The organism is Amphibacillus sp. Q70, assembly GCF_052055485.1.
GTDB lineage: Bacteria > Bacillota > Bacilli > Bacillales > Amphibacillaceae > Amphibacillus.
Map to the genome: position 1 here is coordinate 2,724,376 of NZ_CP197171.1, position 24,834 is coordinate 2,749,209.

Genomic DNA, 24,834 nt, shown 5'->3' on the forward strand with positions numbered 1-24,834 from the left:
TTTCCTTGTCCTATAGGAACGTCGGAGCCATCACATCCATGTACTAGTGAATGTGTGCATATTTTTCTAATATGATCCAAATAAAAGCAGACCTCTTGGGAGGGAAAAGAATGTCAGATTATTTAGTAATTGTTGAATCTCCAGCAAAAGCCAAGACAATAGAACGTTATCTTGGAAAAAAGTATACAGTTAAAGCCTCGATGGGGCATGTCCGTGACTTACCAAAAAGCAAAATGGGAATAGATTTCGAAAACAGCTATAACCCTAGTTATATAACGATTCGAGGCAAAGGACCTGTTTTAAAAGAGTTGAAAACGGCAGCCAAAAAAGCTAAAAAAGTTTACCTTGCCGCTGACCCGGATCGTGAGGGGGAAGCTATTGCATGGCATTTGGCTCATAGTTTAAATGTTGATCCAAATTCTGATTGTCGTGTTGTCTTTAATGAAATTACCAAGGAGGCAGTCAAGGATTCATTTAAACATCCACGTCAAATTGATATGGATCTTGTTGATGCTCAACAAGGAAGACGTATTTTAGATCGATTAGTGGGTTACAACATTAGTCCATTACTATGGAAAAAAGTGAAGAAAGGTTTAAGTGCTGGACGTGTTCAATCTGTCGCCGTTAAGATGATTATTGATCGTGAAAATGAAATCAAGAACTTTAAACCAGAAGAATACTGGTCCATTGATGGCCAGTTCTTAGCAGGTACTGAATCATTTGAAGGTTATTTTTATAGTTTAGATGGAAAAAAACTTAAACTGCCAAATAAAGAGGCCGTTGATGATATACTGAGACGAATACCAGATAAGAAGTTCACGGTTGGGAAGGTGACGAAAAAAGAAAGGAAACGCAATCCTGCCTTACCGTTCACAACTTCTTCACTACAACAAGAAGCTGCTCGAAAATTGAATTTCCGAGCACGTAAAACAATGATGCTTGCCCAACAGTTATATGAAGGTATAGACTTGGGCAAAAAAGATGGTGGGATAACCGGGCTGATAACTTATATGCGGACGGATTCAACGCGTATTTCAGAAACAGCTCGTACAGAAGCACGTCAATATATTACCGAGCAATATGGGAAAGAATTTTTAGGTGTAACAAGAAAAGTAAAAAATCAAGATCAAGCACAGGATGCTCATGAAGCTGTACGACCAACCTCAGCTTTCCGGGAACCAAGTGCTTTAAAATCAGTTTTATCTAGAGATCAGTATCGACTCTATAAATTAATATGGGATCGATTTATTGCCAGTTTAATGGCTCCGGCTGTTTTGGATACGATGACTGTCCAATTAAATCAAAATGGGGTAGCTTTTCGTGCGACAGGTTCAAAGATTAAATTTAAAGGTTTTATGAAGATTTATATTGAAGGTAATGATGATAATAAAAAAGAAGAGCACAAACTGTTGCCTACACTTGAAGAAGGAATGGTTGTTGAAGCTGACAAAATAGTTCCGAATCAGCATTTTACTCAGCCGCCACCTAGGTATACAGAAGCCCGTTTAGTGAAAACAATGGAGGAGAAGGGGATAGGCCGACCCTCTACTTATGCTCCAACGTTGGATACAATTCAGCGACGTGGTTATGTTACCCTTGATAATAAGCGATTTGTACCGACTGAGTTAGGAATCATTGTGATTGATCTCGTTGTCGAATTCTTCCCTAAAGTTATTGATATTGACTTTACGGTAGAGATGGAGAATGACCTTGATGCGATCGAAGCAGGGACACGCAATTGGGTTGAGATCATTGATAGCTTTTATCAAGAATTTGAAAAAAGACTTAAAGTTGCAGAAGAAGAGATGGAAAAAGTTGAAATTAAAGATGAACCAGCTGGAGAAGACTGCGAAAAGTGCGGTCACGAAATGGTTTATAAAATGGGGCGCTATGGCAAATTTATGGCTTGCTCTAACTTTCCAGAATGCCGAAATACAAAAGCTATCTTAAAAGAAATTGGCGTTACCTGTCCCAAATGTAAAAAAGGTCAAATTGTTGAACGCAAATCTAAAAAACGCAGAACATTTTATGGTTGTGATCAATTTCCAGAGTGTGATTTCTTGTCATGGGATAAACCTATTCCACGCTTATGTCCAAAGTGTAATGAACAATTAGTTGAGAAAAAGGTTAAAAAAGGCGTAAATGTTCAATGTATTGCTTGTGACTACAAAGAAGAGACACAAAAATAGCCAAACTGTACACTTGCTCTAAACAAGTGTACAGTTTTTTTATGATTAGAAAATTATTAAGTCATTTTTATCACAGCTAACCGTCTATAAATCGCAGGTCTACAAGACGTAGCCCTAACGCCCACTGATTGAAGTAATGATTTTAGAAAATAATTGTGTCTAGCTTAAACCTACAAAGAAGTGGTCTTTTTTTGTTTGTAAAATGGGTAAACTTTAAGCCATTGATCTTTAACTTGTTAATCTAGTAATGAAAGATGAATGACTAACAGAACTTTAAATTATTGACAATTTCAGAAGCTAGCGCTATAATTTTTGTTTGGTAAGTAAATTTGCTTGACGTTTATTTATTGTGATATGATATAAATATATAAAGGATTCTGAACTTTAATATTATTCGGTAAATAATTTGCGTTAATGATGACAATATGATACGGTTTAATCGCCTGCATTAATGAGGTGTAACACTGGACAACAATAAGATTCAAGAACAATTTAGTTAATATTTAAAGATTGAAAAATTGTATCGCACTATACCTTAAAGTATTATAATCAAGCTATCAATGTTTTGGTCAATTTTTTAAAGCAAGAGAATATCACTGGTTTTGATGTGGTTGATGATCGAGTTGTCCGATATTTTTTAACTCATCTCTATCAACAGAAGTTAAGTAGAAAAAGTGTTGCCCGAAAAATTTCTAGCTTAAGTACATTTTATCGATATTTAGAGCGAGAAAACATAACAACGAGTCATCCTTTTTTATCAGTTTCATTGCCCAGGTCTGAGCATGCACTACTTCCTTTTTTATATCAAGAGGAATTAGCAGAATTATTTACGATAAGTGATTTATCGACATCGATTGGGCAGCGGAATTAAGCTTTACTTGAACTTATGTATGCAGCTGGTATCTGTGTAAGTGAATGTGTCAGTTTAACAGTTGACGTGATTGATTTTTCTTTGCAAACGCTAGTTATGGGGAAAGGGAGAAAAGAGCGCTATATACCTTTTGGCTCTTTCACTGGAAAAGCACTGCAACAGTATATCAATGCTGGAAGAGAACAATTATTAAAGAAAAATCAAGAAGGAACGAGCTTCCTTTTTTTAAATGCTAAAAGAATGCTGATTACAACTCGTGGTATTCAATTTGTATTAAATAGAATAGTTGAAGAAGCAGCTGTTACAGCTCACATCCATCCTCATGCCTTACGTCACACGTTCGCAACACATATGTTAAATGCAAGTGCTGATCTGCGAACTATACAAGAATTATTAGGGCATGCTCATCTTTCTTCAACACAGGTCTATACTCACGTAACAAAGGATTGCTTGAAGGATGTGTATATGAAAACGCATCCAATAGTGCAGAAAAAGTAATGAGGTGAACCAATGGAAACACAATTTCATGCAACAACGATTTTTGCCGTTCACCATAATGGACAGTGTGCTATGAGTGGTGATGGTCAAGTGACAATGGGGAATGCAGTTGTCATGAAGCATAAAGCAAGGAAAGTCCGCCAACTTTTCAAAGGGAAAGTATTAGCTGGTTTTGCTGGATCAGTGGCGGATGCCTTTACCTTATTTGAAAAATTTGAAGCAAAGTTAGAAGCATTTAATGGGAATTTAGAACGTTCTGCTGTTGAATTGGCTAAAGAATGGCGGAGTGACAAAATGCTTCGAAAATTAGAAGCGATGCTAATTGTAATGAATAAAGAAACGCTACTTCTTGTTTCAGGTACCGGTGAGGTAATTGAACCGGATGATGGAGTTTTGGCAATTGGGTCTGGCGGGAATTATGCGTTGGCAGCTGGGCGAGCTCTAAAGCGGTATAGTCCTGAAAAAACAGCAAGTGAAATCGCTCAGTCAGCTTTAGAAATTGCTAGTGAAATTTGTGTTTACACAAATGATCAAATTATTTTAGAAAAACTTGACTAACAGTGTGTGTTCAAAAAGGAGGATGAAAAGTATCGTGTTGGTAGTTAGTCGGAAATTTTCTATTTTCGGCATGTCAATTTCATCAGACTTTTTGAACATCCTCTAACAGCAAGCTAGGAGGTGGTGGGTTGAAAGTAGATCTTTCACCCAAAGAAATTGTTAAAGAACTAGATCAATATATCGTTGGTCAAAATCAGGCCAAGAAATCTGTCGCTATAGCGCTGCGGAATCGGATTCGCCGAATGAAAATTGATGACAAGTTTCGAGAAGAAGTTGTCCCAAAAAACATACTAATGATTGGACCGACTGGTGTTGGTAAAACAGAAATTGCTAGACGATTAGCAAAATTGGTCGGGGCTCCTTTTGTCAAAGTAGAAGCAACAAAGTTCACAGAAGTTGGTTATGTTGGTCGTGATGTAGAGTCAATGATTCGAGATTTAGTTGAGATGGCCATTCGCATGGTTAAACAAGAAAAAATGCTTGAAGTTCAGTCAAAAGCTGAAGACTTAGCGAATCAAGAATTAGTAAAATTACTCGTCCCACTAACAAAGAAACAACAAAATCATATAAAAAATCCATTTGAGGTTTTCTTCCAACAAAATGAAGATGAAGATGACTTAGATGATCAGCCACAAATAAATGAAGAAAAGTTAAAAAAACGAACACAAGTTGAACACAAACTAGCACTTGGTGAATTAGAAGATACCATGGTTACCGTAGAAGTCGAAGAAAATCAACATTCGATGTTCGATATGATGCAGGGAACTGGAATGGAGCAAATGGGCATTAATATGCAAGATATGTTTAGTCAATTGGTGCCTAAAAAAATGAAAAAACGGAAACTCCCAGTGAGTGAAGCCCGAAAATTATTAATTCAGCAAGAAGCACAGAAATTAATTGATATGGAAGAGGTTGCTCAAATTTCACTTGATAGGGTTGAGCAATCAGGAATGGTCTTTATTGATGAAATTGATAAGGTTGCAGGAAAAAGCGAAGGAAAAGTTGATGTCTCGCGAGAAGGAGTCCAACGTGATATCTTACCCATTATTGAAGGTTCAACGATAGTTACTAAATACGGCTCGGTAAAAACCGATCATATTTTGTTTATCGCTGCTGGTGCTTTTCATATGGCAAAACCATCTGATTTAATCCCTGAGCTTCAAGGGCGTTTTCCGATTAGAGTTGAATTAGAGAAGCTTTCAGTTGATGATTTCAAACGTATTCTATCTGAGCCATCAAATGCTTTGCTTAAACAATATCAAGCCTTACTAAAAACGGAAGATATTGACATTGTATTTACTGAAGACGCAATTACTCGAATTGCTGAGATTGCTTATGAAGTGAATCAGGAAACAGATAATATTGGGGCCAGACGTTTGCATACCATTCTAGAGAAATTGCTAGAGGATTTACTATTTGAAGCCAATGATATCACCATGACTTCAATTAATATAACACCACAATATGTAGATGAAAAACTCAAGGCAATTGTGAAAAATAGAGATTTAAGTCAGTATATCTTGTAGAAATAGTAATAAAGGAAATGGAGGAGTAACATGGAACTATTAGAGCGAGTAAGAAAAATCAATTCAATTTTACAAGGGGCAACAGCTAAAACAATTAACTTTAACCAGATGGCAATTACGTTACAAGAAATCATTGGGGCAAATATCTTTGTGGTGAGTAGAAAAGGGAAACTAATAGGTTTCTCAATCAATCAAAAGATTGAAAATCCGCGAATGAAAGCCATGCTTGAAGAAAGACAATTCCCAGAAGTATATACAGAAAGTTTATTTAATATCCATAGCACAACGGCGAACATTGATATTGAGAGTCCTTATACGGCATTCCCAGTTGAAAATAAGGATTTGTTTAAAGACGGACTAACGACTATAGTGCCTATTATCGGCAGTGGCGAACGTTTAGGAACCTTAATCTTAAGTCGATTAGACACAATCTTTAACGATGATGATTTATTATTAGCTGAGTATGGAGCTACAGTTGTTGGGATGGAAATCCTTCATCAAAAAACGGAAGAAATTGAAAAAGAAGCTCGCTCCAAAGCTGTTGTTCAAATGGCTATCAGCTCATTATCTTATAGTGAATTAGAAGCGATTGAGCATATATTTGCTGAACTAGAAGGAAAAGAAGGTTTATTAGTTGCAAGTAAAATTGCTGATAGAGTTGGTATTACACGGTCAGTTATTGTTAATGCTTTACGCAAACTAGAGAGTGCAGGTGTTATTGAATCACGTTCATTAGGCATGAAAGGTACTTATATTAAAGTATTAAACAATAAATTTCTTTACGAGCTTCAGAAATTAAAAGCAGAAGAAAATTAAGAAAGGGACTGTTGCAAATGTATGATCTACATCTTGTGACAGTCTCTTTTTGTGTAATTTAACCTATAGTACTATGCCAATATCGAATCTCCTTCATCATTTTAACTCCCCTCTAGAAAAGCTGCGAGAACACGCCTATCTGATATTTCAATCGACAATTCAAGCCAAAATATCAAATAAAGCGCTTCTATCATACATTTCAAATGAAGCCTCAAGCCAAACTGTTGGATAGAGTGCTTTTATCAGTTATTTCAAACGAAATCCTAAGTCAAGCTGCCGGATAGAGTCGATCTATCCGGTGTTTTGATTGGAATGGTGAGCCAAAAAGTTGAATAGAATTTGCAATCGCATGTCTAATACCGTCAAATAAAAAAGCTATTGAACAACATATGCATCATTGTGCAATAACCTCTTTTTTATAAGTAAGCAGCATAATGGCTAAAGCAATTATTCAAAACATAAACAAACACGCTATAGATGAGAATAGTCGCTGATGGGGGATTTGAATCACATTTTTTCTTCATCTTGTTAAATAAAATCACTATTTGAGTCACTATAATAAGTCTATTGTGTAAATATATACTTTAAATTTTTGTTCTAGTTAATCTACGAGTGAGTTTTAATGACTCATTAAGTTTGAACTATTTACTTCAAAGATAGATCAATCTATATAAGAGGTATAACGTTAGTAGGGAGTCATAAGACCTAAAATAAATTTGATAAATCCATATTAAGTAAATTGACCATTACTTTTAGCTTAAATAGCTGTAAACTCTTGATTAATAAGGATAATAAAGCTAGAATTTTATTGGCTTTTTGAACCATTTGTGTGATAATAACAACATGAGTAAATTTTACAAAAAATCTATTTATTCGACTAAATATAAAATTAGGGCAATAGTAGCACAAATTCGCACTTTTATTAATAACTTTAGTCAGAATTTCTCATAATCTAATGACAGTTTCTTTTATTTCCAATACAATTGATGTAGATTATGTATAGAAAAGGTTTAAAATTATTTCAACAAAAGTTAGACCATCTCGGCGAAAATAGTCAAATACAGGTAAAGGAGGGAGAAACATGTCGATATTTGGACGTTCGATCGACAATATGCATCATGGTTTAAATTATGCTTTTGTAAAAAATGAAACAATCTCAAATAATCTAGCAAATATGGATACAGCTAACTATAAAGCAAAAACAGCTAAATTTAAGAGTTTATTAGAACAAGAGGCAACTAATCAATTCCAAGCAAAGCGGACAGATCCACGTCATATAGACTTTGGTCAAACAACAAGTGATTTTCAAATTCATACTAACTCTAACACCCAATATAACCATAATGGAAACAATGTTGATGTGGATAAGGAAATGGTTGAACTAGGCAACAATCAGATCTATCATCAAGCATTAGTCGATCGATTAAATGGTAGTTTCGGTACATTACAGAATGTTATACGAGGAGGGCGTTAGACATGAGTGTTTTTAATAGTATTAATTCGAGTGGTTCAGCATTAACTGCTCAAAGGTTGAGGATGGATGTTATTTCTTCAAATATTGCCAATGCTGAGACGACTCGAGCAAGAATTAATGAAGATGGTGAGTTTGAACCATACCGCCGAAAAACTGTACGCTTTCAGGAAAAGGGACAATCGTTTGCTAGTCAATTAAGTCGGGTTAAAAATAAGCAGGCAGAAATGACTAATGGAGTACATGCAACCGCTATTACAGAAGATGATGAGCCTTTCACTTTAGTTTATAACCCCTCACATCCTGATGCTGGCGAAGACGGTTATGTCCAAGTACCTAATGTTGATCCATTGCAGGAAATGGTAGATTTAATGAGTGCAACAAGATCATATGAGGCTAATGTGACGGCACTAAATGCCTCGCAAGGGATGCTGACGAAGACGCTTGAGATAGGAAGATAACAGGGAGAGGGTGAAAGTAATGGGTATTGATCTTCAGGCTTTACAATCGATTCAGCCCACATCTTACATAAATGCAGTAAATAAAACTGAGGAAAACTCTGTAAACAATCAATTTTCAGATCAGCTTAAACAAGCACTTGAACAGTTAAATAATGCTCAGCTAGAAACGGAAATGAAAACCGACATGCTAGTTAATGGTCAAATCGATCAACTGCATGATGTGATGATAGCTGCACAGAAATCATCATTATCTATGAGCTTAGCCGTGGAAGTGCAAAGTAAAGTTATTGATGCTTACAATGAAATAATGAGAATGCAAGTATAAATAAGAAAGATTGTTCAAAAAGTTCAATAAAAATGATATGTCGAGAACGAAGGACCTATGACCAACTATTGAAACATTCTGGGACTGGATTCAGAATAAAACAGATACTTATTCTTGCACTATCTGAAAGCGCAAGATTTTATCAATGAACGTAGAAGTAAATTTTAGGTTTTACTTCTATAATTTTATGGGGACACGTTGACTCGAATTTCTTAATGTATTTTACTGATCTTTTTAAACACGCACTAAAGGTACTTCAATTGAAAGTTGTTTGGTATGGAGGCACATAATGAAAGAGAAATTTAATCAGTACAAAGACAAAATAGTTGAATTTTGGCATATAAGAACTAAAAAAGAAAAAGGACTTATATTGTCTTCCCTTTTGATTTTTCTAGTTATAGTTGTTGGTGGCAGCATTTTAGCTACACGGACAACGATGGTTCCTTTATACAGTAATCTGTCTATGCAGGAAGCGGGTCAAATCAAAGAGGAATTAGATATAAGAGGCGTGCAAAATGAAGTTAGCGATTCTGGAACAACCATCCATGTGCCAGAAGGAATGGCAGATAGTTTGTTAGTTGAATTAGCAGCCCAAGGTATCCCGCAAAGTGGAGGGATTGATTATTCTTTTTTTAGTCAGAATAGTTCTTGGGGTGTAACGGATAACGAATTTGACATCATGAAATTAGATGCGATGCGAACTGAACTAGCTAATCTAATTTCAAGTATATCTGGAATTGAACAGGCAAACGTTATGATTAGCATGCCACAGCAACAGGTTTTCGTTAGCGATGAGGAAGAAGAAGCGACAGCATCAATTGTGTTAGATGTCGCTCCGGGTCATCGTTTTGAATCTGAACAAATTAACGCTCTTTATCATCTGGTGTCAAAGTCAGTTCCCAACCTTCCTGTTGAGAATATCGGTATTTTAGATCAGAACTTCAATTATTATGATATGGAAAATGGGAGTGACTTTTCAAGTGGTGATGTCTATGCCTCACAACAGGCAATTAAACAAGACATAGAGCGAGACATTCAGCGTCGCGTACAACAAATGCTTGGAACGATGATTGGGTCAGATAAGGTTGTGACTTCGGTAACAGCGGATATTGATTTTACTCAAGAGAACCGTGTGGAAGAACTTGTTGATCCAGTTAATGAAGAAATAGATGGTTTACCTGTCAGTATCGAGAGTATTCAAGAGAGTTACTCTGGAGAAGGGGCTTTTGATGGACAAGTCGGTGCCGGAGAAGAAGATATTCCTAATTATCCTGCTGGAGATACCGGACAAGGTGATTATGAATTAATTCAAGATTCGATCAATTATGAATTCAATCGAATTCAGCGCGAAATTAGTGAGAGTCCATATAAAGTAAGAGATTTAGGCATTCAAGTTGCAGTAGATAGTCGTAAAGATACGGTAGGAGAAGGCGGTGAGGTCGAATTGTTAACCGCTGCTGAACAGGCAAATGTTGAGGTAGGTATTGCTTCTATTTTAGATTCGATTATTGAAACAACAGTTGATGGATCATACGAAGAGGTTGATGTAACGCCAAATACATCAATTGTATTCCAAGAATTCAGCGGAATGGATCAACCTGAACAACCGATTACAGGTGGGATTCCATTATTCGCAATGATTATTGGTGGGATTTTATTATTATTGATCCTTGTTCTTATTATATTGTTAATTCGAAAACGTCGTGGTGTTGAAGATGAATTTGCTTATACAGAAGAAATTGAAGAAGTAGATACCGAGATTCCTGAGATAGAAGAACCGGATGATACAGACACGACGATAAAAAGAAAACAGCTTGAGAAAATGGCTAAAGATAAGTCTGATGAGTTTGCTAAATTATTACGCACATGGATTTCAGAGGATTAGGGGGAGAGCTGAATGGCTAGACATAAACACGTACTTACCGGTCGCCAAAAAGCAGCGATTCTGCTTATTTCACTTGGTCCCGATGTATCGGCAAAAATATATAAACATTTAACAGAAGAAGAAATTGAGAAGTTAACCTTAGAGATATCTTCAGTTAAAAAAGTTGAAGCAGAACAGAAAGAAGTTGTTATGGAGCAATTTCATCAAATTGCCTTAGCGCAAGATTATATCTCTCAAGGTGGGATAGGCTACGCAAAAACAGTGCTAGAAAAAGCAGTTGGCGGTGATGAAGCAGATAAAATCATTTCGCGTTTAACATCTTCATTACAAGTTAAGCCATTTGATTTTGCACGGAAGACAGATCCTGCACAAATTTTAAATTTTATTCAAAGCGAGCATCCGCAAACAATTGCTTTAGTACTTTCATATCTAGATAATGAACAAGCTGGGCAAATATTATCTGAGCTGCCTCAAGAAATGCAAGCTGATGTAGCGAAAAGAATTGCGATTATGGATTCAACGTCTCCTGAAATTATCTATGAAGTGGAACAAATATTGGAACAGAAGCTTTCGGCGACAGTTACACAAGATTATACACAAACAGGTGGTATTCAAGCTGTTGTTGAAGTGCTGAACGGAGTAGATAGAAGTACGGAACGAACCATTCTCGATGCACTTGAAGTTCAGGATCCAGAGTTAGCAGAAGAAATCAAGAAACGTATGTTTGTATTTGAAGATATAGTTACCTTGGATAACCGTGCAATTCAACGAGTTATTCGTGAAGTTGAGAATGATGATTTACGCCTATCACTCAAAGTTGCTAGTGAAGAAGTTCAAGAAGTTGTCTTTAGTAATATGTCAACTAGAATGGCTGAAACATTTAGAGAAGAAATGGAGTTTATGGGACCTGTTCGTCTACGTGACGTTGAAGAAGCACAGCAACGGATTGTGGCGGCTATTCGTAGATTAGAAGAAGTGGGAGAAATCGTTATTGCACGTGGTGGAGGAGATGATATTATTGTCTAATCTTCATCAGGAAACAAAAACAAAGGAAATTAAATTGAGACCAATCACATTTCCAAAGGTAGAAGAAGCTAACGACACTTCGGCATCTGATCAAAAAACCGACCAACTTACAGAATTGCTCAATCAAATTAGTGAAGCAGAGGATCGACTCAAACAGATTGATCAGGAAATAAAGACTAAGCGCGATGATATAGAGAAAGAAATAACAGCAGCAAGAGAAAATTGGCAAGCAGAAAAGGAAACTTTAATTGAATCAACTAAGAAATCAGCATTTGATCTCGGTTATCAAGATGGTCAACATCAAGGGTTTCAAGCTGTACATAAAAAAATTGACCAAGCTGATCAAATCGTTGAAGCGGCAAGAGAGCAAGAGAAGAAAATTGTCGGACAGAGTGAAGCGACGATTTTAGAATTAGCTGTAAAAATAGCCAATAAAATTGTTTCCTATGAAATAAGTGAAAATAACGCCTTTGTCGAAATGGTCAAACCAGCCATTCAAGAAGTTCATCATCAACCTTCAATTAAAATTTATACGAGCGTCGATGACTTTAATTTAATAACAGATCATCGTGATCAATTGATGACTTTATTAGATCCTGAAATTGTCCTTTCCGTACACCCGTTAGATACGTTGAAACAGGGTGATTGTACAATTAAAACACCCTATTCAAAGTTGGATGTGTCAGTTGATCATCAATTAGCCAAAATAAAGACACGCTTGATCGAGGTTATGGAGGAAATCAAACGTGAACATCAATAGTTATTTAGAAGCCATTGAACGAGTTGACTCATATACACGATTTGGGAAAATAAAACGAGTGGTCGGCTTGATGATTGAATCGATTGGTCCAGCAGTTAATATAGGTAATGTTTGTTATATTCATCCAGAGAAAGGTGAGAAAATCACGGCAGAGGTTGTTGGATTCACTGGTGAAAATGTATTGCTCATGCCTTATTCACCAATAACTGATATTGGTCCAGGTAGTTTAGTAGAAGCTACTGACCAATCCTTAATGATAAAAGTTGGTAAGGGATTGATTGGGCAAGTTATCGATGCATTAGGACAACCATTAGACCAATCGCCATTACCATTAGGATTAAAAAGTGTCCGCACTGAACAAACACCGCCAAATCCCTTGCAGCGTCCTCGAATTCTAGAGCCTATTGAATTAGGGGTAAAAACATTAGATACAATGTTAACAGTTGGAAAAGGACAACGGGTTGGTATTTTCGCTGGAAGTGGTGTTGGCAAGAGTACATTGCTCGGCATGATTGCTCGAAACAGTGAAGCAGATGTCAATGTAATTGCTTTAGTTGGTGAGCGTGGACGTGAGGTTAGAGAGTTTATTGAGGCAGATTTAGGTACAGAAGGCTTAAAAAGGTCAATTGTTGTTGTAGCAACTTCAGATCAGCCTGCTCTCATGCGGATAAAAGGTGCATACACCGCAACAGCAATTAGTGAGTACTTTAGGGATTTAGGCTATAACGTGAACCTGATGATGGATTCCGTTACACGTGTGGCTATGGCTCAACGAGAAGTGGGATTAGCAACTGGAGAGCCGCCAACGACAAAAGGATACCCACCTTCCGTTTTTGCTTTACTGCCAAAACTTTTGGAGCGGACAGGTACAAGTGATAAAGGAACTATTACTGCCTTTTATACCGTTTTAGTAGATGGTGATGATTTAAATGATCCGATTGCAGACACGACTCGTGGTATTTTAGATGGTCATTTTGTATTAGATCGAAAGCTGGCTGAGCAAGCTCAATTTCCAGCCATTAATGTTTTGAAGTCAATCAGTCGAGTGATGCCGCAAATCACGACATCTGATGAACAAAAGTTAGCTAATGAAATGCGTTTACACTTATCAACCTATGAGGAAAATTTTGAATTAATTCAAATTGGTGCTTATAAAAAAGGAACAAGTCCTCAGGTTGATCGAGCTATTCAGTTACAACCTAAGATTATTTCATTTCTAAAACAAGATATTGAAGAAAAATGCACAAGAGAAGAAGCAATAGCTATAATGAGATCAATATTAAATGGAGGATAAGCGTGATGGCAACTATAAAAGCGTTCAATAAAATTTTAGATCATCAAGAGCAATTGAAGAGTCAAGCCCAACTCGCTTATCGCCAAGCCGCTAACGATTTTGAAGTGAGTGCTGAAAAACTATTTTTATTATTGAAAAAAAAAGAACAAGTAGAAAAGGAATATAATTATTACTTGTCTTCATCTGGAAGTGTCACGACGTTAGCTACCCACTATGCCTTTATCGAACGAATAAAAGAAAAAATTAAATATGTTCAAATTGAGGTTAATCAGAAACGAGCAGTTATGGAAAAAAAACAAGAAAAATTAACTGAAGCACATGTCGAAGTGAAAAAGTTTGAAAAGATTATCGAAAAAAAACATCGGAAAGAACAGGATAAGATTAAATACCTGGAAAATCAAACAATGGATGAAATTTCAATCAGACAGTATTTTAATCATGGAAATAGGTGAAGAAGATGGCAGAACGTCCGAATCAAAATAGTGAATCTAAAAAAATAAGTTTTTTACAATGGATTTTTCTTATTATTATTCCTTTAATATTAGCCATCTCAATTACTTTTATTGTGCTATCTCTACTTGATTTAAATCCAATTGATAAGGCGAAAGAGTTTGCTAATCATATTCCGATTATTAACAATTTTGTTACAACAGAAGAAGAGGAAGAACTTGAGCGAAAAGAGCGCCAATATCAAAATCAAATTGATGATCTCGAGAGTGAGATGGCTATTTTAGAATCAGATTTAATTGTCAAGACAACAGAGGTTGATCAATTAAACCAAGAAATTACCAGACTGAATAATCAGCTTGATAATTTAAGGGAAGAATCCTCAGAAGAAGAAGAAGAGGGGCTGGATGATAATTTAACTAAATTAATTGATACATATCAAGAAATGGCTCCCAAAAAAGCAGCTCCTATTCTAGCAAACATGAGTGATCCCATTGCTATAGGTATATTGCGAGAAATTGATGAGGCACAGCGAGCGGCAATATTAAGTGCAATGGACCCAGAAAATGCCGCAGCATTTTCTGAACAATTACTTGATTGACATTTAATGATCACTACTTGAAGGGAGGTGAAAGGATGAATATAAGCGCACTACTTTTTCAAACTGTACCGATGCCAAGTCAGCCCATACGTGCTGAAATCCAGGCAAATAACCAAACATCTTTTGGCGGCTTGATTAATCATTTAATGGATTTATCTACCAATGATACAGATAGGATTCAATCGGATCATGACAAGCTAATCGAATGGTTAGAGAATTTGTCTGACGAAGACCTAGAGCTATTGTTTGATTGGTTTGAGCAAAAGTTTGATCTTGAAATTGAAGATAATGAGCAATTAATGTCTGAATTAAAGGATCTTGAAGAGTTGGATTTGAAGCAAGAGGATGAAGAGATTCAAGTATTATTGAATCAATTCAATTCATTAGACATTCAAACTGAACAGATTAATCACTTGAATGCAATGGCAAATCGCATCTCAAGCCATGATCAAAATGAATATCTATCATTAATAGACCAGACCACTCCGATAGAAAATGAAGCGACTTTGACAGCACTCGACGAACTAATCAATAAATTCGATTCGTTTTCACAAGAAGACGCCAAGCAGTTGCTGGATTTGTTAAAGCAGATGCAAGAAACCAAACAAACACTGCCAGATGTGGTTGGAAAAATGATTGACCAAGAAAGCAATAAAGCGAATTTGGAAATCTTGGCTAAGGTTCATGACAATTTTCAGAAAAAATTTGCTTTAGCTCAAAAGACAAGCTATCAATCTGACACAACGGTTACTTCTAAAGAAGTCCTTAAGTGGGTAAAAGCGGCAATTGAACAAACAAGTCAACAAGGAGAGCAATCGAACAGTACTTTTGGTCAACTCTTTAGTCAACATAGAACCGATTCAAGTATTGAACAGCTTCAAATTCAATTAGGCGGACAAGTTGAGACAACCGAGCAATTGAGTGACCAGCTCCTTAGTAAATTTGAACAAGCGATCAATCAAAGTACATTTTTGCAAGGTAAAAATGGTAGTCAACAATTATTATTAAAGTTAGCCCCTGAATCATTAGGGACAATAAGGGTTGAATTAACTGAAATGGATGGTGAAATGCTGGTTAAATTAACGGCAAGTTCTGAGCTGGCAAAAGAAGCTTTAGAAGCAAATATAAAAGAATTACGTCATATGTTTTCACCGCAAAATATTGTCATTGAAAAGCAGGAAAGTCAACCGATTTTTGTTGATCAGCAAACACCATTTGAGCAACAGGCACAGGATGAACAAGAATTAAACGAACAAGAGCAACAACCGATGCCAAATGAACAGGATAATCAGGAAGAAGACTCCATTCGCTTTGAGGATGTATTATTCCAAGAGAGGGTGTAAATATGTCTAAGATTGATCCGTCTTACTACTTGCGTAATGTCCCAAGAAGTGCACCAAGTTCAGAACTTGGTAAAGACGAATTTTTGAAAATACTCATGACCCAAATTCAAAATCAAGATCCTTTGAATCCAATGGATGACCGGGAATTTATTTCTCAAATGACGACTTTTTCTTCATTAGAACAAATGATAAATATGAATGAGTCAATCAGTATGCTGGTCAATAATCAAATGACGTCACCAGTCATTCAGTACAGTCATTTAATTGGTAAAGAGATTAGTTATTATGCCATTGATGAAGAAACTGGGCAAGTTAAAGAACCAAAGGAAATTGAGTCAAGTGAGGTTATCGCCATTAGCGAAAAAAATGGCTATGCAGTTATTGAATTAGAAAACGGCGAGAAAATATACACGGATGAAATATTACGGATTAATCAACCTTCAGAGGATTAGATAAAAGGAGGAGGTTAAATGGATCATCGTATTCAACACGTGTCTAGCCATGCCTTACTACAAAATAAGCAACCCAAAACAGTTAAATCGAATCCACAATCAACATCATTTCGAGCTGTTTTAGACCAAACACAATCTGATTTAAAAATAAGTAAACATGCGCAAGCACGATTAAATGAACGTGATATCAATATTTCAAGTGATAAATGGGAAAAAATCGCTGACCAAGTCAGAGAAGCAAAGAAAAAAGGAATTACAGATTCATTAGTGATTACAGATGAAGCGACATTATTAGTTAGTGCAAAAAATAATACGGTCGTAACTGCACTCGATCGAGAGGAAGCGCAAAGTCGGATTTTCACTAATATTAATGGAACTATTTTATTAGATTAAGGCTGGACCTTAACAGGAGGCCAATTGACGCTGTTGACTGAGTGAGACAGCAGTCTAAATAGGGGATGTTCAAAAAGTCCAACAAAAATGACACGTCGAATTCCTGCGTTGGCTTGCTTTTCTGGTACTCACGTATGTAAAAGCATACGTTCTGTTCCTCAAAGCTGTGCCGCCTTGAACTTTCGACGTACAGGATGTACTAGTGTCGGCGTTGCAACAGGACGTTGCAATTTTAGCCGACGGGTCCTTTTTATCGAACTTTTAGAACTCCAAATTAATAGGAGGAATGTTTAAATGTTAAGATCAATGTATTCTGGTATTTCTGGAATGAAAGGTTTTCAAACACAATTAGATGTTGTCGGTAACAATATTGCTAATGTTAATACATCAGGTTACAAAAAATCTCGAGTTGCTTTTCAAGATATGATGAGCCAAACAGTTGCTGGTGCTTCAGCTCCAACCAATATTCGTGGTGGGATTAATGGTCAACAAGTGGGATTAGGTTCGCAAATTGGAGCAATTGACGTGATCCATACCCAAGGTAATCGTCAAACGACAAATCGTGAGTTAGATCTCGCATTAGAAGGAGATGGTATGTTTATCTTTGCTTCAGGTATTGATCAGGATCAATTCAATCTAGAAGATGCGGATTTATTATATTCACGTGCTGGTAATATGTATTTAGATGATAATGATTATATCGTCAATGCCAATGGACAGTACCTTGTAGGTGAAGGTGGATCAAGAATACAAATACCAGAATCTGCAGATAGTTTTAGTATTCAAGGAAACGGAGTTGTTAACTACGTTGAAGATGGTGAAACATACACAGCGGGTCAAATTATGTTAGCTAAATTCTCTAACCCAGGTGGTTTAGAGCAGGTGGGTAATAACATGTACCGTTCAACCGTCAATGATGGAATGGTTGGCGAAAATGGTATGCCTGATCTGATTACACCAGAAGAACAAGGGTCTGCGAGCATTGTCTCTAACGCATTAGAAATGTCTAACGTTGATTTATCTGAAGAATTTACCGATATGATTGTTGCTCAACGTGGTTTCCAAGCGAATACAAGAATTATCACCACATCTGATGAAATCTTACAAGAACTAGTGAACCTTAAACGATAGATAGGAGGAAGGAGCAAGTTTAACAGCTTGCTCCTAACATAAAAATGATTCAACTGACAAGCTTTAACGGTGAAACATTTACATTAAATGCTGTTTATATTGAACGAATCCAGTCATTTCCGGATACGACAATTACACTATTCAACGGCAAGAAATTAGTAGTCAAAGAGTCAGAATTAGAAGTAAAGGCATTATCAACACAATTTTTTAAGAAAATTGGTTTAGTAGGCTCTCAATTAAAAGTGGGTGAAAAAGATGAATAACAAGTGGTTTAAAATTATCTTGGTCGTTTTAGCAGTCGTTGCTATATCAGGTGTAGCTGGTATCGTCTATCTCTTACAAAATAATGAAGATCCGAATCGCGAACTAACGCTAGATGAACAGGTTGAGTATTCTTATACAACAGATGAGATTAACCTAGATTTAGAGAATCAACGATATGTTCAATTACAATTTAATATTTTAACAAACAATAGTGAGGCTCGTGATGAGATTGAATTAAGAGAATTTCAATTTAAAAATCTATTAATTAAAGAGACGATTGATATGACATCTGAACAACTTCAAGCTGGATTAAATGAATTTGAAACGACACTAAAAGAAGAAATGAACAAATTAATGGAAGAAGGGGAAATTACCGACATTTATATTGTGGGTAAAATTGTACAGTAGTATAGCTCCTTTGTAGGAGGTGAGAGTGATGGCAGATGAGGTTCTGTCTCAAAATGAGATTGATGCGTTATTATCAGCACTATCGTCCGGGGAAATGGACGCTAATCAATTGAAGCAAGAAGAAAATGATCGGAAAGTTCGCGTCTATGACTTTAAAAGAGCATTGCGCTTTTCTAAAGATCAGATCCGAAGTATTTCAAGAATCAATGAGAATTACGCACGACTTTTAACAACATATTTTTCAGCGCAGCTGCGTACCTATGTACATATTTCTGTTGCTTCTGTTGACCAAATTCCATATGAAGAATTTATTCGTTCGATTCCAGCGATGACGGTGCTTAATATTTTTAGTATGGCACCATTAGACGGAAGAATTATTTTTGAAATCAATCCAAACATTGCTTATGCAATGCTTGATCGCATTTTAGGTGGAAAAGGAAGCAGTTTAAACAAAATTGATAACTTAACTGAAATTGAATCGACAATCATGACAAATTTGTTTGAAAGATCATTGGACAATTTACGTGAAGCTTGGGCTTCAGTAGCTAATATTGATCCCGCCTTAGAAGAATTTGAGGTCAATCCTCAATTTCTACAGCTTGTCTCTCCAAATGAAACAGTTGTTGTTGTATCATTAAACACGACTATAGGTGAAAGTACAGGCATGATTAATATTTGTATTCCACATGTTGTATTGGAACCAATTATGCCAAGACTATCTGTTCATTATTGGATGCAAACTGAAACACAAAAAGATCGTAAACCTGAGGAGTATGAAAGTTTAACTGAAAATATTCAATCAACTTTCCTTGATTTGAAGGTTTTACTTGGACAAACGAAGATAACCATTAATGATTTTTTACAGATTCAAAAAGGAGATGTACTCCACTTAGACCAGAAAATTAATGAACCCATGGCATTGCAAGCTGATGATGAACGCTTGTATACTGTACAACCAGGTCATAACAAAAATAAGGTTGCCGTTCAAATATTAGAAGAAATTAAGAAGGGGGCACCAGATCATGAATGATGGTATGCTTTCACAAGACGAAATTGATGCACTATTAAATACTGATGAAGATGAAGAAGTGGAAGAAGTTGTTGAAGATACTTCAGAAACTTCCCCAATCTTAACTGATTTAGAACAAGATACGTTAGGTGAAATAGGTAATATTTCATTTGGAAGTTCAGCGACAACGTTGGCAACCCTATTGAACCAAAAGGTTGATATTACCACACCAACTGTCTCATTTGTTCGACGAAATGAGTTGGAAAAAGAATTCCCCAAACCACATGTTGGGGTAGAAGTGAAATATACTGATGGTTTCCAAGGTGATAATCTGTTTGTTTTAAAAACAGATGATGCAATGGTTATTGCAGATTTAATGCTTGGAGGAGATGGAAAAACAACAGAAACTGAATTAAACGATATCTACATGAGTGCCATCCAAGAAGCAATGAATCAAATGATGGGAACTGCCGCGACAAGTATGTCAACTGTTTTTTCGAAGCGAGTCGATATTTCCCCCCCTTCTACAGTGATGTTAGATGTGACGGAAAAGTCGAGTGAAAAATATATTCCTAATGATGATATTTTAATTAAAGTATCATTTCAATTGAAAATTGGGGAGTTAGTCGATTCAAATATTATGCAACTTTTACCCCCTTCCTTTGCCAAGGAAATGGTAGATGGATTGTTGAATGCTCCGATTTCAGAACTAGAACCAAAATCGGAAGTGAAACAAGAAGAGAAAGTGGAAAATGAGGCTGTCCAAATGAATCAGCAAACAAATTATAAACAAACCATGCAGGAAGAACCCAGAGCACCGCGTAACATTGGCGAACCGACACAAGCAAATGCCAGTATTCAAAATGCTCAATTTTCAAATTTTGAGTCATTGGATTTACCACAATCAGAGCAACGCAATTTAGATATGTTATTAGATATTCCTCTTCAGGTAACTGTGGAGTTAGGAAGAACAAGACGGGCTGTTAAGGATATTTTAGAATTGTCGTCGGGTTCAATTTTAGAACTTGATAAATTAGCTGGTGAACCTGTTGATATTCATGTTAACAATAAATTAATTGCTCAAGGTGAGGTTGTTGTGATTGATGAGAATTTTGGGGTCAGAGTTACAGATATTATTAGTCAATCTGATCGTTTGAAAAACCTTAAGTAAAATGTCTAGGAGGAAGAATGATGGCACATACAGTATTAATTGTAGATGATGCAGCTTTTATGCGTATGATGATTAAAGATATATTAATAAAGAATGGCTTTGAAGTGGTTGGAGAGGCGCAGGATGGTCAACAAGCTGTTGATAAATTTGAAGAACTCAAGCCCGATCTTATCACGATGGATATTACCATGCCGGAAAAAGATGGAATTACTGCATTGAAAGAGATTAAGGAAGCAGACCCTAATGCCATTATTATTATGTGTTCAGCGATGGGACAGCAAGCAATGGTTATCGATGCTATTCAAGCTGGTGCGAAAGACTTTGTCGTTAAACCGTTTCAAGCTGATCGTGTCATTGAGGCTATTACTAAAGCATTGGACTGATGGCATGAAAAAGCTATTGCCTTTAATCATTTTATTTTTCTTTACCATTAATGTGATGATGCTTTCAGCAGAAACAAGTGATGATTCTGTGACCGATTTCTTTAATCAAGAAGAATCAGATTCATCTGAACCCGACACAGCAGATCATCAGATGATGGATGAAGAAGAAGAGCTAGAAGACGAACCACAGTTGTTGAATAATGAAACGCCAAATATCTTTGGACTCATTATGAGAATCGTTGTTGTATTAGCCTTAATAATCGGTCTAATCTATATTTTACTTAAATTGTTTAATCGCACGAAACAATTTAATAAACAAGGGGAAGTCCTGGTGAATTTAGGTGGTATATCACTAGGAACGAATAAATCCGTTCAGATGTTGAAAGTAGGCGAAAAAATCTACCTTATCGGTGTCGGTGATAATGTTTCAATTTTAACTGAAGTAACCGATGAAGACATCAAACATCAGATGCTTGAGAAACATCAAGCGCCTTCTCTAAAGGTTAATTCTTTATTCGATCAACTCAACATTAAAAAGGAAAAAATCAAAACTGATGATCAGCAGAGTGAAGCTAAAGTGAATGATAATTTTGCTTCTTTATTTAAAGGAGAACTCGATGCAATGAAAGAAAAGAGAGAAGAAATTAGAGCCAAGTATAAGGAAGAAGAATAACTATGAATGAATTTATTGATATTTTTTCTGGTACAGATCCAGAAACAGTTTCAACCGCTGTCCAACTATTAATCTTATTAACTATTTTCTCTTTAGCACCAAGTATTTTAATCTTATTAACGAGCTTTACTCGGATCGTTATTGTGTTATCTTTTACTAGAACCTCTTTGGCGACACAACAAATGCCGCCAAATCAAGTTTTAATTGGGATTGCTTTATTTATTACTTTTTTTATTATGGCCCCAACATTCCAGGAAATTAATCAGGAAGCGTTGTCGCCTTTAATGAATGAAGAAATTGGCTTAGAAGAGGCATATGATCGAGCAAGTGCGCCGGTTAAACATTTTATGGCGGACCACACTCGTCAGAATGATTTGCAATTATTTTTAAACTATACTGAAACAGACGGTATTGAGACAATTGAAGATATTCCATTAACTGCTTTAGTTCCTGCTTTTGCCATTAGTGAACTAAAAACAGCTTTTACAATGGGCTTCTTAATTTTCATACCTTTTCTCGTTATTGATATGACAGTAGCCAGTATTTTAATGTCAATGGGTATGATGATGTTACCACCAGTCATGATTTCTTTGCCATTTAAAGTTTTATTATTTGTTTTAGTTGATGGGTGGCATTTAATTGTAGAATCTTTATTATCGGGATTTAATTAGTCAGTCAGAAGGGGATTTGAAGAATGAGTGCAGAGTTAGTCATTACACTCGCTGAACGAGGAATCATTACCATACTAATGGTTGCAGGGCCATTATTAATTCTCGCTTTAGGGGTAGGGTTATTAGTCAGTATTTTTCAAGCGACAACACAAATCCAAGAACAAACATTAGCTTTCATTCCAAAGATTGTTGCTGTGTTAGTTGGTGTTGTCTTTTTTGGACCTTGGATGTTAACACAACTTACTCAATTTGCAATCAGTATATTGCAAAATTTAAATCAATATGTGGGTTAAAAAATGTTAACTTTAATTGATTTGAACTATTTGCCTGCTTTTTTGCTCATCTTCGCTCGGATCGTTGCTTTTTTGGCAACTGTTCCGATTTTTTCGTACCGAAATATACCTAATCCATTTAAGATTGGCATTGCCTTATTTATCAGTTGGATCATCGTTGTGACTATTGATATTCCCGTTTTATCAATTGATTTAATGTTTATCATCTTGATTTTTAAGGAGGTACTTGTTGGTCTTATATTAGGACTCGTGGCTACTCTCATTTTAACCGCTGTTCAAATTGCAGGTGGATTCATCGATTTTCAAATGGGATTTGCTATTGCAAACGTGATTGACCCGCAAACAGGTGCACAAAGTCCAATCATTGGTCAGTATTTTTACACCTTTGCTTTAATGTTTTTATTAGCTATTGATGGTCATCATCTATTAATCAATGGTGCATTTTACAGCTTTGAATGGATTCAGCTTGATCAATTGATTGATTTATCAAGCCCAAACTATATAACTGCTGTTGTAACAATGTTTAATCAAATTGTTGTTATTGCTTTTCAAATGGCAATTCCAATTGTTGGTAGTTTATTCTTGGTGGATGTTGCTTTAGGAATTATAGCAAGAACGGTTCCACAGCTTAATGTATTTGTTGTCGGAATCCCTTTAAAGATATCAGTTTCATTCTTTGCGATTAGTGTATTTATGGTGTTTTATATTAGTTTGGTTAGAAGGTTATTTGGCTATACCTTGGATATCATGGATACCTTTATGCGTATTTTAGGAGGAATGTAAACATGGCGTGGTTAACGTTAGATCTTCAGTTTTTTTCAGGAGAAAAGACTGAGAAGGCTACACCAAAAAAACGTGAAGATACTAGAAAAAAAGGACAAGTGGCTAAAAGTCAGGATGTTAATACAGCTATATTACTCTTTTTTATGTTTATCACTTTTATCGCTATTGGTCCTTTTTGGCAAGAGAGATTTACGAATCTTTATACGCATGTTTTTACTGAGTATGTGACATGGAATCTAACCCCTGATCAAATACATTTGATTTTCTTAGATATTATATTCTATATTGCCGTTACAGTTGCCCCAGTTATGGGGGTGGCTATTGTAGCAGGGATCGCTTCTAATCTCCTGCAAATTGGTTTTTTATTTACATCTGAGCCCTTACAAATGAAATTAGACAAGCTCAATCCTATTTCAGGGGCAAAGCGGATCTTTTCAGTTCGGGCGATTGTTGAACTCATTAAATCTTTATTAAAAATTTCTATTGTTGGTGCTGTTACTTTTTCTGTGTTATGGGGAAGCAAAGATGATATTATGATGCAAGCACAATCTGATTTAGATAGTTCCCTAAGTTTTTTTGGCTCTACAACGACGAGAATGGGACTTTCTGCTGCCATAGCCTTATTAGTGTTAGGGGTATTGGACTATGCTTATCAACGCTTTGATTATGAAAAAAATATTCGAATGTCAAAGAACGATATTAAAGATGAGTATAAAAATATCGAAGGTGACCCGTTAATTAAGTCGAAGATTAAAGAAAATCAACGGCAAATGGCGATGCGCCGTATGATGAGTGAAATACCTGATGCAGATGTAGTCATTACAAACCCAACTCATTATGCCGTTGCGATAAAATATGATGAATCAGAAGCTGATGCCCCCTATGTTGTTGCTAAAGGTGCAGATTACGTTGCATTAAAAATTCGCGAAATTGCACAAAAAAGTCAAGTGATGATTGTCGAAAATCGTCCTTTAGCAAGAGCATTATATGCTGATATTGAAATTGGACAGACAATAGATGAATCGTTTTATCAAGCTGTAGCAGAAGTTTTAGCTTATGTTTATCAGGTTGATCAAAAAGCATAATTTAGGATGTTCAAAAAGTTTGGCGAAAATGACAACTCGAAAATAGA

At 36.0% G+C, this 24,834-nt stretch carries 29 protein-coding genes; all 29 read left to right on the forward strand.

What is annotated here, in order from left to right:
• The first annotated feature begins 110 nt into the window (after positions 1–110).
• The 29 genes from topA to flhB all read left to right on the forward strand — a co-directional run bounded on the left by topA (position 111) and on the right by flhB (position 24,787).
• A complete protein-coding gene (gene topA / locus ACS127_RS12075; protein WP_440895296.1) occupies positions 111–2,189 on the forward strand; it encodes a type I DNA topoisomerase in 2,079 nt (692 codons plus the stop codon).
• Between the two features lie 565 nt (positions 2,190–2,754).
• A complete protein-coding gene (locus ACS127_RS12080) occupies positions 2,755–3,060 on the forward strand; it encodes a site-specific integrase (protein ID WP_440895297.1) in 306 nt (101 codons plus the stop codon).
• Positions 3,061–3,075: 15 nt separating this feature from the next.
• A complete protein-coding gene (locus ACS127_RS12085; protein WP_440895298.1) occupies positions 3,076–3,558 on the forward strand; it encodes a tyrosine-type recombinase/integrase in 483 nt (160 codons plus the stop codon).
• 12 nt (positions 3,559–3,570) lie between these two features.
• On the forward strand, positions 3,571–4,116 hold the full coding sequence (gene hslV, locus ACS127_RS12090) for an ATP-dependent protease subunit HslV (RefSeq protein ID WP_440895299.1): 546 nt from the start codon (positions 3,571–3,573) through the stop codon (positions 4,114–4,116).
• A gap of 128 nt (positions 4,117–4,244) precedes the next feature.
• Positions 4,245–5,642 (forward strand): ATP-dependent protease ATPase subunit HslU, encoded by a 1,398-nt coding sequence (gene hslU, locus ACS127_RS12095; protein ID WP_440895300.1) that lies wholly within the window; start codon positions 4,245–4,247, stop codon positions 5,640–5,642.
• A gap of 30 nt (positions 5,643–5,672) precedes the next feature.
• Entirely contained in the window at positions 5,673–6,458 is a 786-nt protein-coding gene (gene codY / locus ACS127_RS12100) for a GTP-sensing pleiotropic transcriptional regulator CodY (protein WP_440895301.1), read from the forward strand.
• A 1,081-nt stretch (positions 6,459–7,539) separates the two neighbouring features.
• A complete protein-coding gene (gene flgB / locus ACS127_RS12105) occupies positions 7,540–7,932 on the forward strand; it encodes a flagellar basal body rod protein FlgB (RefSeq protein ID WP_440895302.1) in 393 nt (130 codons plus the stop codon).
• 2 nt (positions 7,933–7,934) lie between these two features.
• Positions 7,935–8,390: a flagellar basal body rod protein FlgC gene (gene flgC, locus ACS127_RS12110; protein WP_440895303.1), complete on the forward strand. Its 456-nt coding sequence runs from the start codon at positions 7,935–7,937 to the stop codon at positions 8,388–8,390.
• A gap of 19 nt (positions 8,391–8,409) precedes the next feature.
• Positions 8,410–8,715 carry a flagellar hook-basal body complex protein FliE gene (gene fliE / locus ACS127_RS12115; protein WP_440895304.1) on the forward strand — a complete coding sequence of 102 codons (306 nt, stop codon included), beginning with the start codon at positions 8,410–8,412 and terminating at the stop codon, positions 8,713–8,715.
• A gap of 289 nt (positions 8,716–9,004) precedes the next feature.
• Entirely contained in the window at positions 9,005–10,600 is a 1,596-nt protein-coding gene (gene fliF / locus ACS127_RS12120) for a flagellar basal-body MS-ring/collar protein FliF (RefSeq protein ID WP_440895305.1), read from the forward strand.
• 12 nt (positions 10,601–10,612) lie between these two features.
• Positions 10,613–11,626, forward strand: coding sequence for a flagellar motor switch protein FliG (gene fliG, locus ACS127_RS12125; RefSeq protein ID WP_440895306.1), 1,014 nt, complete (start codon positions 10,613–10,615; stop codon positions 11,624–11,626).
• A complete protein-coding gene (locus ACS127_RS12130; RefSeq protein ID WP_440895307.1) occupies positions 11,619–12,386 on the forward strand; it encodes a FliH/SctL family protein in 768 nt (255 codons plus the stop codon). The genes fliG and ACS127_RS12130 overlap by 8 nt, the downstream gene beginning before the upstream one ends.
• The gene (fliI, locus tag ACS127_RS12135; RefSeq protein WP_440895308.1) at positions 12,373–13,680 is read left to right on the forward strand and encodes a flagellar protein export ATPase FliI; all 1,308 of its coding nucleotides are present in this window, start codon (positions 12,373–12,375) and stop codon (positions 13,678–13,680) included. The genes ACS127_RS12130 and fliI overlap by 14 nt, the downstream gene beginning before the upstream one ends.
• A gap of 5 nt (positions 13,681–13,685) precedes the next feature.
• Positions 13,686–14,132 carry a flagellar export protein FliJ gene (gene fliJ / locus ACS127_RS12140; RefSeq protein ID WP_440895309.1) on the forward strand — a complete coding sequence of 149 codons (447 nt, stop codon included), beginning with the start codon at positions 13,686–13,688 and terminating at the stop codon, positions 14,130–14,132.
• Between the two features lie 5 nt (positions 14,133–14,137).
• Positions 14,138–14,728 (forward strand): MotE family protein, encoded by a 591-nt coding sequence (locus ACS127_RS12145; RefSeq protein ID WP_440895310.1) that lies wholly within the window; start codon positions 14,138–14,140, stop codon positions 14,726–14,728.
• A 35-nt stretch (positions 14,729–14,763) separates the two neighbouring features.
• Positions 14,764–16,071 (forward strand): flagellar hook-length control protein FliK, encoded by a 1,308-nt coding sequence (locus tag ACS127_RS12150; RefSeq protein WP_440895311.1) that lies wholly within the window; start codon positions 14,764–14,766, stop codon positions 16,069–16,071.
• 2 nt (positions 16,072–16,073) lie between these two features.
• Positions 16,074–16,523: a flagellar hook assembly protein FlgD gene (flgD, locus tag ACS127_RS12155; protein WP_440895312.1), complete on the forward strand. Its 450-nt coding sequence runs from the start codon at positions 16,074–16,076 to the stop codon at positions 16,521–16,523.
• Between the two features lie 18 nt (positions 16,524–16,541).
• The gene (locus ACS127_RS12160; protein WP_440895313.1) at positions 16,542–16,916 is read left to right on the forward strand and encodes a TIGR02530 family flagellar biosynthesis protein; all 375 of its coding nucleotides are present in this window, start codon (positions 16,542–16,544) and stop codon (positions 16,914–16,916) included.
• Positions 16,917–17,210: 294 nt separating this feature from the next.
• The gene (flgG, locus tag ACS127_RS12165) at positions 17,211–18,047 is read left to right on the forward strand and encodes a flagellar basal body rod protein FlgG (protein WP_440895314.1); all 837 of its coding nucleotides are present in this window, start codon (positions 17,211–17,213) and stop codon (positions 18,045–18,047) included.
• 44 nt (positions 18,048–18,091) lie between these two features.
• Positions 18,092–18,310, forward strand: coding sequence for a flagellar FlbD family protein (locus ACS127_RS12170; protein WP_440895315.1), 219 nt, complete (start codon positions 18,092–18,094; stop codon positions 18,308–18,310).
• The gene (locus tag ACS127_RS12175; protein ID WP_440895316.1) at positions 18,303–18,719 is read left to right on the forward strand and encodes a flagellar basal body-associated FliL family protein; all 417 of its coding nucleotides are present in this window, start codon (positions 18,303–18,305) and stop codon (positions 18,717–18,719) included. The genes ACS127_RS12170 and ACS127_RS12175 overlap by 8 nt, the downstream gene beginning before the upstream one ends.
• Before the next feature lie 28 nt (positions 18,720–18,747).
• A complete protein-coding gene (gene fliM, locus ACS127_RS12180) occupies positions 18,748–19,749 on the forward strand; it encodes a flagellar motor switch protein FliM (RefSeq protein WP_440895317.1) in 1,002 nt (333 codons plus the stop codon).
• Positions 19,739–20,899, forward strand: coding sequence for a flagellar motor switch phosphatase FliY (gene fliY / locus ACS127_RS12185; RefSeq protein WP_440898129.1), 1,161 nt, complete (start codon positions 19,739–19,741; stop codon positions 20,897–20,899). The genes fliM and fliY overlap by 11 nt, the downstream gene beginning before the upstream one ends.
• A 20-nt stretch (positions 20,900–20,919) precedes the next feature.
• Positions 20,920–21,282, forward strand: a complete 363-nt coding sequence (locus ACS127_RS12190; protein ID WP_440895318.1) for a response regulator — start codon at positions 20,920–20,922, stop codon at positions 21,280–21,282.
• 4 nt (positions 21,283–21,286) lie between these two features.
• Positions 21,287–21,955, forward strand: a complete 669-nt coding sequence (locus ACS127_RS12195) for a flagellar biosynthetic protein FliO (protein ID WP_440895319.1) — start codon at positions 21,287–21,289, stop codon at positions 21,953–21,955.
• 2 nt (positions 21,956–21,957) lie between these two features.
• Positions 21,958–22,626, forward strand: coding sequence for a flagellar type III secretion system pore protein FliP (fliP, locus tag ACS127_RS12200; RefSeq protein ID WP_440895320.1), 669 nt, complete (start codon positions 21,958–21,960; stop codon positions 22,624–22,626).
• Between the two features lie 23 nt (positions 22,627–22,649).
• The gene (gene fliQ / locus ACS127_RS12205; RefSeq protein ID WP_440895321.1) at positions 22,650–22,919 is read left to right on the forward strand and encodes a flagellar biosynthesis protein FliQ; all 270 of its coding nucleotides are present in this window, start codon (positions 22,650–22,652) and stop codon (positions 22,917–22,919) included.
• Positions 22,920–22,922: 3 nt separating this feature from the next.
• On the forward strand, positions 22,923–23,702 hold the full coding sequence (gene fliR / locus ACS127_RS12210) for a flagellar biosynthetic protein FliR (RefSeq protein WP_440895322.1): 780 nt from the start codon (positions 22,923–22,925) through the stop codon (positions 23,700–23,702).
• A 2-nt stretch (positions 23,703–23,704) separates the two neighbouring features.
• A complete protein-coding gene (gene flhB, locus ACS127_RS12215) occupies positions 23,705–24,787 on the forward strand; it encodes a flagellar biosynthesis protein FlhB (protein ID WP_440895323.1) in 1,083 nt (360 codons plus the stop codon).
• The last annotated feature ends 47 nt before the right edge of the window (positions 24,788–24,834 follow it).